Genomic DNA, 918 nt, shown 5'->3' with positions numbered 1-918 from the left:
TTATAATAAAAATCCAAAAACTATATATATTGGAGGAGGCACTCCATCTTCAATTGGATGGAAAAGGCTTGAGAAGATTATTGATGAAGTATATAAGGATTATGGTTTTGCAGATGAATTTACAGTAGAATGTGGTAGAACTGATACTTTTTCTTCGGATTTATTAAGAATGTTAAAAGAAAAAGGAGTTGACAGAATTTCAATTAATCCTCAATCTTTTAATAAAGAAATTATAAGGAATTAAAATAGAGATAACACAAACTTTGATTTTTGGTATGAAGAAGCTAGAAATCACAATTTCAAATCAATAAATATGGACTTGATAGTTGGATTACCGGGAGAAAACAGGGATAGCATAATTAATTCAATAAAAAAAGATAATGATTTAGAACCTGATAATATTACTATCCACACCTTATCATTAAAAAAAGGTTCAAGACTATACGATGAAAATTTTATTAACGACAAGGATTATTGGGACGTTATGGAATTTTCAAAGAAATTTATGGAAGAAAATAATTATTTCCCATATTATTTATATAGGCAAAAAAGGATGGCACTTTCCGGAGAAAATATAGGATATGCAAAAAAAGGACATATTTGTAAGTATAATGTTATTTCCATGGAGGAAATTGAAGATATTTTAGGTTTTGGTATATCATCATCAAGTAAAATTATGGATAAAAATCATAATTTTAAGAGAACTTTCAATTATAAAAGTTTAAATGATTATATTAATAGAATTAATGATATAATTTTAATGAAATTGAGTTTAATAGAAAAAAAGGACGAGTAATTTGAAGTTAAGAGAAATTTTAAAAGACATAGAAATAATTGACATTAGAGGGAATATTGATTTAGATACAGAAATCTCTAATATGTCTTATAATAGTAAAAATATTGAAGCTAGTGGGCTTT

1 protein-coding gene and 1 pseudogene are annotated in these 918 nt (G+C 25.6%); both read left to right on the top strand.

From position 1 onward, the window contains the following. Nucleotides 1-244: pseudogene (locus HMPREF9131_RS08675) on the top strand (coproporphyrinogen dehydrogenase HemZ); the annotation flags it as partial. A 69-nt stretch (nucleotides 245-313) separates the two neighbouring features. Beyond that, complete coding sequence (locus HMPREF9131_RS08670) at nucleotides 314-796, top strand: oxygen-independent coproporphyrinogen-III oxidase 2 domain protein (RefSeq protein ID WP_009345638.1); 483 nt, start codon at nucleotides 314-316, stop codon at nucleotides 794-796. Nucleotides 797-918 lie beyond the last annotated feature (122 nt).

Source organism: Peptoniphilus sp. oral taxon 836 str. F0141, assembly GCF_000179335.1.
Classification (GTDB): domain Bacteria; phylum Bacillota; class Clostridia; order Tissierellales; family Peptoniphilaceae; genus Peptoniphilus_A; species Peptoniphilus_A lacrimalis.
Note: the sequence above shows the minus strand (reverse complement) of the source record. Positions and strands in the feature narration are given on the sequence as shown.